The 8,679-nt window shown below is 53.3% G+C and carries 9 protein-coding genes and 1 pseudogene; 6 read left to right on the forward strand and 4 right to left on the reverse strand.

Annotated features, from left to right (window positions below; all coding sequences use genetic code 11):
* On the reverse strand, window positions 1–197 hold a 197-nt coding region (locus D9K61_RS07580), incomplete at its 3' end, for a phage integrase N-terminal SAM-like domain-containing protein (RefSeq protein ID WP_162946795.1).
* Window positions 198–530: 333 nt separating this feature from the next.
* Here D9K61_RS07580 and creD point away from each other — a divergent pair.
* From creD to D9K61_RS07610, 6 genes are all read left to right on the forward strand, one after another.
* A complete protein-coding gene (creD, locus tag D9K61_RS07585) occupies window positions 531–1,928 on the forward strand; it encodes a cell envelope integrity protein CreD (RefSeq protein ID WP_120632654.1) in 1,398 nt (465 codons plus the stop codon).
* A 314-nt stretch (window positions 1,929–2,242) separates the two neighbouring features.
* Window positions 2,243–3,475 (forward strand): S9 family peptidase, encoded by a 1,233-nt coding sequence (locus tag D9K61_RS07590; RefSeq protein ID WP_120632655.1) that lies wholly within the window; start codon window positions 2,243–2,245, stop codon window positions 3,473–3,475.
* Window positions 3,476–3,865: 390 nt separating this feature from the next.
* Entirely contained in the window at window positions 3,866–4,042 is a 177-nt protein-coding gene (locus D9K61_RS07595; RefSeq protein WP_162946796.1) for a hypothetical protein, read from the forward strand.
* A gap of 47 nt (window positions 4,043–4,089) precedes the next feature.
* The gene (locus D9K61_RS07600) at window positions 4,090–4,290 is read left to right on the forward strand and encodes a YqaE/Pmp3 family membrane protein (protein WP_120632657.1); all 201 of its coding nucleotides are present in this window, start codon (window positions 4,090–4,092) and stop codon (window positions 4,288–4,290) included.
* Between the two features lie 6 nt (window positions 4,291–4,296).
* Window positions 4,297–4,797 (forward strand): hypothetical protein, encoded by a 501-nt coding sequence (locus D9K61_RS07605; protein WP_120632658.1) that lies wholly within the window; start codon window positions 4,297–4,299, stop codon window positions 4,795–4,797.
* Window positions 4,798–4,865: 68 nt separating this feature from the next.
* Window positions 4,866–5,048 (forward strand): hypothetical protein, encoded by a 183-nt coding sequence (locus D9K61_RS07610; RefSeq protein ID WP_120632659.1) that lies wholly within the window; start codon window positions 4,866–4,868, stop codon window positions 5,046–5,048.
* Between the two features lie 85 nt (window positions 5,049–5,133).
* Here the strand turns inward: D9K61_RS07610 and D9K61_RS27745 are convergent, their stop codons facing one another.
* The 3 genes and pseudogenes from D9K61_RS27745 to D9K61_RS07620 form a co-directional block, all read right to left on the reverse strand.
* On the reverse strand, window positions 5,134–8,079 hold the full coding sequence (locus D9K61_RS27745) for a calcium-binding protein (protein ID WP_305794196.1): 2,946 nt from the start codon (window positions 8,077–8,079) through the stop codon (window positions 5,134–5,136).
* A 103-nt stretch (window positions 8,080–8,182) separates the two neighbouring features.
* Complete coding sequence (locus D9K61_RS27270) at window positions 8,183–8,410, reverse strand: hypothetical protein (RefSeq protein ID WP_216825767.1); 228 nt, start codon at window positions 8,408–8,410, stop codon at window positions 8,183–8,185.
* 21 nt (window positions 8,411–8,431) lie between these two features.
* Window positions 8,432–8,679 (reverse strand): annotated as a pseudogene (locus D9K61_RS07620) (IS5/IS1182 family transposase); the annotation flags it as partial.

Genomic DNA, 8,679 nt, shown 5'->3' on the forward strand with positions numbered 1-8,679 from the left:
CCCACACTCCGCTCCTTCATGTCAAGTTGGAACGCCCTGAGCTCTTCCGGTGTCGCTGTGTCCGGCGAGTGCCCGAGAAACCGCGTGAAGTCGCGCATCGCCCGCAGGTACATCGTCTGCGTCTTGGGCTGCAGCCCCTTGATCCGCATGTCTTCGAGAAAACGCTGGCGCAGCGCAGGCACATACTGGTCCGTCATCGGAACCTCCTGTCATCAGATTGAGAAGGTCCCAATCGTCAGACAGGCGCGCCCATCTACAAAATCGTAGCGTCCATTTAGTGTGCATCACTCGCCACAAGCGCCAATACCGCGAGAGCGGTTTCGTCCAAGTCCGTGATGTGTGAGTTCAGCCTCGTGCAGGTTTTGCGCTTGCAGCGAATGACCGCAAAGCGGACTGCAGCTGCAGCATCGGAACATCTGGTCGGACGGCGGCTTTGGGCCGTCTGCACAGATCCTGCACGTCTCCCGCGCATGTTCTGCAAAATCGTATGGTTTGACCGCTCGTAACCATAACGAGAGGGGTTGCTTCATATGAAATCTATCGGTTTTCGATTTATGATAGTTGGGGTTCTGACCGTCCTAATGTTCATACCAGTCTTCTTAGCCGGCGAGGTGATCAACTCGCGGGCGCAATATAGTCGTAGCACCGTCAATTCGCTGAGTGGCGAATGGGGCGGGCAGCAGTTGCTGTCGGGGCCGCAGATTGCGATCCCGGTGGAGGGGCCAGTCACCCGCATAGAAAAGCGCGATGTGGTGGCTATCGTGAACGACAAGGAAGTCATACGACAAGAGGACTTCGAGGTCACAGAAGTCCAACGCAAGGACTCGGTTTATGCCTATCCCGAAGACTTCGACCTAAACCTGACCACGACATCCGAAGAGCGAGCGCGTGGTATCTTCAAGGTTCCGGTTTTTGTAGCCGAGACGGATGTGCGCGCGACTTTTGACTTCGAGGCGATGGCAAAGAGCGTTCAACCCGACGAAAAGATCCTGTGGGATCATGCAGAGCTGCGGGTAACTTTAAAGTCCAACAAAGCTCTTCGCGGCAGGGCCGACCTGATGGCGGATGGGCGCGTGGTGCCGATGGAACCGTTGATAGATGGAGACAGTGCGGGGATTGTCGCGGCACTTGGTGATCCGCGCAACATCAATGAGTTCCAAATGAAGCTAGGCTTTAACGGGGCTGGCAGTTTCCAAGTCACTCCGGTTGGGCGAAACACGTCAGTGCAGATGCAAAGCGATTGGCCGCACCCCAGCTTCACAGGGACGTTCCTGCCCGACACCCGCGAAGTACGCGAGGACGGTTTCGACGCGACATGGTTGATCCCGCATCTGGCGCGAACGGTGCCTCAAATCTCGCGTTTCAATGCTGATCGTGAAGCACGTTACCAGACCGCCTTTGGGGTAGATTTCTTTAGGCCAAACGACTTCTACCATAAGGCCTATCGCGCAGCGCGCTACTGCATCTTGTTCATTGCCTTGACCTTCCTGACCGTGTTGCTGATCGAAGATCGGTCAGGACGGGGAACCCATCCGGTACAGTACATCTTCATTGGCTTGGCCCAGTCGACCTTTGTGTTACTGATGGTTGCCTATTCCGAGCAGATTGGTTTTGCCAGAGCTTACACACTGTCGGCGGGCGCAACAATTCTTCTGTTGACTATGTTCGGCTTCATGGGGCTCAAGCTAGGACGCCGTTCACTGGTGTTGGGTTGCACGTTAATCCTGCTTTATGCAGTGCTCTACTTGATCCTACGTAGCGCAGATTACGCGTTGTTGGCTGGATCTACGCTGGCCTTCGGAGCGTTGGCGGGCACCATGTACCTGACCCGCAACGAGAACTGGTACGGAGAGCCCCGAAGTGGCGGGGGCTGGTTCAAACGCGCAGCTGCGCCTATGCAGGCCGCAGCGCCAAGGGGGAATGGCTAACGAAACCGCAATCCAGCCATGCTGATCGGGTGTGGTTGGATTGTAACGGTGCTTTTCGGCAAGCCAGCCATCGACTTTTGTAGAAATGTCACCGAACGCACGAATGTCCGCAATGGCCCTGGATAGGTCGTGGAAAAGGGGCAGGGGCTTGTGCTGCGTCTGCTCCGAGGTCTGCAACGAGCCCATAGTCCCGAATTTCTGCAAGATGGCGAATGTCAGTTTCGTTGATTCGAACACTTAATGTATATCCGTGCCCACATTCTGTGCTCTATTGGTATCGCCTTGTATCAAGCCGCGACATTCGGAAACCAGCCATGCGCATCATCTTTGCCATCGCCACGCTTTTCATTCTGACCAGTCAGTCATTGGCACAGGAATCAATCCTCGTGGGTGATGCTCCCCTGCCCGACGATATCGAAATCACCGCCCAGGATAATTCCCCGTTCCTCGGGGTTTGGACGGGAAGATGGGACACTTGGAGAAGTCACATTCTCGTCGTGGAAAGCCAGGACGAAGACGGGCTATTCAGTGTCATCTATTCAGTGGGGCGCGGCCATCATGGCAGTGGTAGTTGGTTCCGCAGCCAAGCGCGATTGGACGGCGACACTCTGGTTTTTACCGATAGCGACTTCGCTGCGCGATACTCAATTTCAGCTACCGGACGGTTGCGCGGTATCTATCCGACTGAGGATCGTTTTGCCATTTTGGAGCGACAAACTCTCACGGCTGTTCTGGCAGCGCCGACAAGCGAGTGGTTCGAGCTCGGTACGCGCGAATTCCTTGCAACCGAACTGCAAGAARACAGTTCGAAAGTTGAGCTTGCGGTCGCGGTCTATGCGCCTGTTGGTGAYGGACCGTTCCCGCTGGCTCTCGTTCATCACGGGTCAACGGGCTACGGGACTGATCCACAAGCTTTTAATCGGTTCTTTGCCAACGATTGGCTTGCAGATGTTCTGAACGCCCACGGTTGGATCGTTGCATTCCCTCAGCGTCGTGGTCGGGGTGGCTCTGATGGTTTGTACGATGAGGGSTTTGCTGACGATCGGTCGCAAGGATATTCGCCGGACACGCAAATATCGTTGGCAGGGGCAGAACGCGCTTTGGTAGATGCAAACGCTGCGCTGCGAGCGTTGCAGCAGCGACCCAATGTGAGTTTGGAACCYGTCCTTCTTTCAGGCTTCTCGCGCGGAGGCGTTGTTGCCCTCATGCAAGCCGGGGACGATCCAGGAAACGCTGCCGGTGTGATTAACTTCGTTGGAGGATGGATGGGAGAACGTTTCGGAGACCCCGAAATCAATCCTATTCTCTTTCGGCGGATCGGCACTTTTGATGGTCAGGTGTTGTCAGTCTATGGCGAGGACGACGCGTTTTATAGCATTGAGCATTCGCTATCGAATCTTGCAGCAATGGAAGAGATGGGCGCTGAGAGTGAAGTTCATGTCGTGTCTGTTCCAGGCCACAATAGAGGCCATTGGTTGATGTTCCAGCCAACTCTCTGGGAAGAAATAGTCAGTGATTACCTAATACGTATCGAAAGCCGAAATTGAATGAGCAAATCGGACGTTCGCTTCGTCCGGATAGTGTTGTGTGAGTTATCGCCCGTTGGCTCGACCGCGACCGCGACTAACTGAGTAGGCGGGCACGACCCGCAATGGGCTCTAAATATCACAGTTTTGAGGTGTACGGGGGAGGTGTGCCTTTTGCTCAGCCGTTCTCAGTGGTCTTTGTAGAGTTGCGAAGAAACGTCGGTATTGGGCTCTTTGCGGTTATTCTCTGCGACGAGTTCGGACGGTTCACAAGAGCCCTGAGCCGCCATTGCACAGCTTCACGGGTTTGCTGGTGAGGCACGACAGCTCGGCCCTTATGGGTTCTTTGAAGACCCAAGCGAGACGCCGGTTGAGGAAGTGTCGCAAGAGGATCGGAAACTGACTGCTGTGATGGAGACGATCAAAGCACCTGATCTGGCAGGCAACCTTGGTAGTTTGCTCAACATCGCGCCGATCAATCCGAAAACAGAGCGGGAACTGGCCGACCTGGCGCATCGGCTGTCACCTAATGAACTCATTAATCGGTTGTCGCCGCTGTTCAGAGGTGGTGAAACTATAGTTGCTTAGCATTCGCAGCGGCCTATACCTTTGACGAAAACATCGGAACTAAGAACATGAGATTGTTACTGGCTATTTTACTACCCTTTGTGGTGTTTTTTACGATCAAGAGGCCGATCCAAGGAATTTTTTGTTTGCTGCTGCAGCTGACACTGATCGGTTGGATTCCAGCGGCAATTTGGGCAGTGTACTCATTGAGCCAGTACAATACGGATAAGAAAATCGCTGCGGCCACTAGAAATGGCTCAAAGCTGTGACGAAACATGAATAACGCCTCCAATCCCTACCCGCAAGGCAAGGCGCTGGCGCTGTTGGCATATGCCCTGGACGTAGATTCCGACGACACGATTAGCCGTGAAGAGCTGGACCGGTTGGTGGATGAGGTGTGCGAAGACGAAACCGAGCGCGCCCGGCTTGTTTCCGTTTTGGCGAACCCGAATAACTCTCAATTGCCAGCAGTTCTTGCCGAGCTGGTCTCGTCACGATTGGACCGCCTGAAGGACACCTTGGAGACCCTGGAGGACAATGACGCAGTTTACGGGGTATGGAGCCAAAGGGTTGCAGGGGGCGGTTTACTAGCTGGCATCGGATTTACCGTCACAAGCGTCATGACCGGCGGGTGGGCAGTTTTAGCAATAGGGGCCGGGATCGTCGCAGGTGGTGCAACATCCTTGGGTCGCTCAAAGCTAAAGAAGCGCACCAGGGCAGCGCGTCGCGCAGTTGAACAAACCGAACGGGTTATCGAGCAGATCAAGGGCAAATAGCCCCGTTCGCATGAATCGGTGGAAATGTCGGTGAAAACACATATATTGCTCACAAAGGAGATCGTAAGATGCTTGAAGGTTTGAGTACAGAAGTGATCCTGTCTCTTGCAGGTGCCGGCGTCAGCGTCTTGGCGTTGGGTGGTATCGCTATGGCACTAAGGACGAAACCTCGTAAGGCCGACATCGATGTTGATGCGTTGGTCCGGAATGCGCCTTATCATCGTCTGCATAATGTCGTCGCCCTCAAGTGAGGTTGATAGGATCGTAAAACCAGCGTCAAAGCGTGAAGCAAATTGGGGGCCAACAGGCCCCCTGTTTTTAGGCTCACGTTTCCACTCAAACCAGGAAACTGTTTTCCTGTTCCTGATCGAATGTCGCGGCCAGGAAATTCGCCTGATCTAGCGTAGTTCCATCTGCAAACACAAACTCGTCAAGCTGATGCAGTTCCGGATTTGAGTTGGCGTAAGCACTCAAGACCGTCATTGATCCCGTCATGCCTTCCACACCAATCACCAGATCATCAACGCCGTCACCGTTCATATCGGAGCGAAAGCTGAAGACATCTGCCTGATCTATCCCTTCGCCAAAGACCAGCCGGTCAATCTCATGCACATGCGCATAGCTCTCAGCAATGGTGTCGTTGCCTTCGCCGCCCCGGAACACATAGTCATCGCTTTCGCCAGTACCGTCGAAATGGTCGTCTCCGGCAGTGCCCATTGTTGCAACTCTGAATTCATTGCGCGTCATCACCGTGCCATCAGAGAAGACGAACTCGTTGATTAGCTGCTGTTCAGCATTCGGATGATCATTGCCGACATCGAGAATGGTAATGGTGCCATCCCCAGTCTTCAGACCGATGGTCAGGTCATAGATCCCAGCATTGCCATCCGTATGTGTGTTGATCGCATAGAGATCAGCGGCTGTGATCCCTTCGCCAAAGACCAGCCGGTCAATCTCATGCACATGCGCATAGCTCTCAGCAATGGTGTCGTTGCCTTCGCCGCCCCGGAACACATAGTCATCGCTTTCGCCAGTACCGTCGAAATGGTCGTCTCCGGCAGTGCCCATTGTTGCAACTCTGAATTCATTGCGCGTCATCACCGTGCCATCAGAGAAGACGAACTCGTTGATATGCTGCTCTTCAGCATTCGGATGATCATTGCCGACATCGAGAATGGTGATCGTACCATCGCCGTTCTTCAGACCAATGGTCAGGTCATAGACCCCCGCATTTCCACCCGTGTGGGTGTTGATGGCGAAAAGATCAGCGGCGGTGATGCCCTCGCCAAAGACCAGCCGGTCATTCTCCTGCACATGCGCATAGCTCTCAGCAATGGTGTCGTTGCCTTCGTCGCCCCGGAACACATAATCATCGTCAACCCCGGAGCCGTCGAAGTGGTCGTCGCCGGCTGTGCCAAGGGTGGCAACCCGGAACTCGTTCCAGGTCATTGTTGTGCCGTCCGAGAACACAAACTCGTTGATGTGCTGATAATTCGCATCCCGATGATCATGGCCGACATCGAGAATGGTGATCGTGCCATCTCCGGTCTTCAGACCAATTTTCAGATCATAGACTCCGGCATTGCCACCCGTGTGGGTGTTGATGGCATAGAGATCATCAGCCGTGATGCCTTCGCCAAAGACCAGCCGGTCATTCTCCTGCACATGCGCATAGCTCTCGGCGATGGTGTCGTTGCCTTCGCCAGTGCTGAAGAAGTATGAGTCGGATCCTTTGCCCCCGACCAGGGTGTCGTTGCCGAAACCTCCAGTTAGAAAGTTGTTACCATCTCCACCTAGAAGTAGATCATTGCCTTGCCCGCCGACCAAAATATCGGAATGCCCGGAGCCATTCAAAACATCATCCCCTTCAAGGCCTTGCAGGAGTGTCCTTGTTCCTGTTGCCGTCAGGTTGTCATCATTGCTTGTTCCCTGCACAATTCCAGGCGACGAATACCCTTCAACATCGTCAAACAGACTAACGGCGACAATTTGTGAAGCAGAGTCCAACTCTGTTAGAACGATATCTAATTCGTCGAAGAACTGCTGTTGATTGGGGGATATACCTTTGCCATACACTTCCAAAACTTGAACAAAGTTTGCGTCCGTCAGCCGACCGTCCAAGTTTGCTTCAATAAGCTGTTTTATTGCTTTTGTAGCATCTCCACTGAGGTCACGGTTGGCAGGTGACAGTTCTAGCGCTAGCTGCCCCAGCGCATGTAGTGGATGATTGACCCCTTCCATGCCAGACCCAGCCGCATCGTGGTAGGTAGTTGAAATCGGAGATTGCGCCATATACAAGAAAGCTTGTTCGGCAACTATCTTATCAAACTGTTCTGAGATTTGTTGAGCCACTCGCAAGGTGGGATTTGATATATAAGAACCAGTTGACCTATCCAACTGCTGAAACCCTACACCATAGATACTCTCCATAAATGCGAGGTCTCTGCCGTCAATGTGATCTCCTCTGCCCGTCTCATCTACGGTCGAAACGCCTGCCCAGGCAAAAAGAAATGACCGGAATTCTGTTAAGAAACCATCAACGTCACCCGCTTCCAGGAGTTGTAGAAGTGATGTCGATTGCGTCAGGAGTGTTGGGTCTTCGCTTAGTCGTACCCAGCTAGACGCAACATTCCCTAGACCAAAAATTACTGGGTGATCGAAAGCAATGGGATTAAACTGAAAGTTGTCTGGCAGAATGTACGAGCTGTTGCTTTGGTCCGTTTCGAACAGAACATCTTCTATTGCGGTTGAAGTTCCATCGCTCCAAGAAACGTCGCTGCGATAAATTACCTGATTGCCAGCATTTTGCTCATTTACGCCCGTGGCGTTGAGGTCAATTTCCAGGAGCCCCGCGGTCTCTAGACTATACAATTCATTCGTATCCGAATAGCCGTCACTATTTTCATCGCGCCAGATTGTGAGGCTGGAAAATGCACTATCCAACGCATTGATCTTTCCATCTCCGTTGTCATCCAGGCTGGCAAGTGATGCAAAGCCGTCTTGGAATGAGCCGCTATCACCAAACAACTCCGACTTGTCGTCAATCACTCCATTCCCGTTGACGTCGTAGGTCAAAAGACCATCATCGCGACCAACCCAAGCAGTCGTTTCTGCGAACCCGTTTTCGTCTAAATCGAACCGAGCTGATGAGTCCTGGAGTGAAATCAATTCGATCCCATCCCCATCTAGGTCAATGACCAGTGGCGTAGGAGAAGGATTTGTAAATGGGCTGTCCCAAGGCAGACCGCTATCACCGTAAGATCCGGGGTCATAGTCCACCATTGGAATAGTTGCAGGTGCTTCTTCATGATCTGGTTCAATGAACCCATCGCCGTCGAGATCATCTTCCCAGTTTAAGATTCCATCCCCGTTTTGGTCATACCGATCAAAACGGGGATGGAATGCCATCCTGATCCAAATCAAATCTATCTGGTGTCATCCAAAGGTCGTCGCCACCCCATCCTGGCATGGGTTCATTGCCAAAGAACTGGTCTGGTGTGATGTCATGTGGTTTTGGTGTGATTGCGGTTGAATTACCCCCGGGCGTTTCATGATCTGCTGGCTGAGGACCTACCGTCGGGGCTTTGTTGCACAAATCGGGGTCTGAACGCACTTCCCCTTTCCGCGGACAGACTCATCCTACGGGCTCTGTGATGGGTATGCCAAGAGCGGTGTAGCGGTTGAGCACCGCGATCCGGATCTGTAGCTCAGCGACCTGCCGGTCGAAGTCTCGGGCCATGAGGCCTTGGCCCAGGAGTTTGAGGCAGTGCATCTTCGTCTCTGCGCGACTTCGGCGGTGATAGCCGGTCAACTTTCGCCAGAGTGCCCGTCCAAGATATTTGGACGCCCTGACAGCTTCGTTTCGGGCGATAGCTCCTGCCG

The organism is Ruegeria sp. EL01, from assembly GCF_900313035.1.
In the GTDB taxonomy this organism is placed as follows: domain Bacteria; phylum Pseudomonadota; class Alphaproteobacteria; order Rhodobacterales; family Rhodobacteraceae; genus Ruegeria.

What these genes read in the sequence shown, in the direction of transcription:
- creD (WP_120632654.1), top strand. Translation starts at nt 531, where the DNA reads ATGAAATCTATCGGTTTTCGATTTATGATAGTTGGGGTTCTGACCGTC.
- D9K61_RS07595 (WP_162946796.1), top strand. Translation starts at nt 3,866, where the DNA reads ATGGAGACGATCAAAGCACCTGATCTGGCAGGCAACCTTGGTAGTTTG.
- D9K61_RS07600 (WP_120632657.1), top strand. Translation starts at nt 4,090, where the DNA reads ATGAGATTGTTACTGGCTATTTTACTACCCTTTGTGGTGTTTTTTACG.
- D9K61_RS07605 (WP_120632658.1), top strand. Translation starts at nt 4,297, where the DNA reads ATGAATAACGCCTCCAATCCCTACCCGCAAGGCAAGGCGCTGGCGCTG.
- D9K61_RS07610 (WP_120632659.1), top strand. Translation starts at nt 4,866, where the DNA reads ATGCTTGAAGGTTTGAGTACAGAAGTGATCCTGTCTCTTGCAGGTGCC.
- D9K61_RS27745 (WP_305794196.1), bottom strand. Translation starts at nt 8,079, where the DNA reads ATGGTGGACTATGACCCCGGATCTTACGGTGATAGCGGTCTGCCTTGG.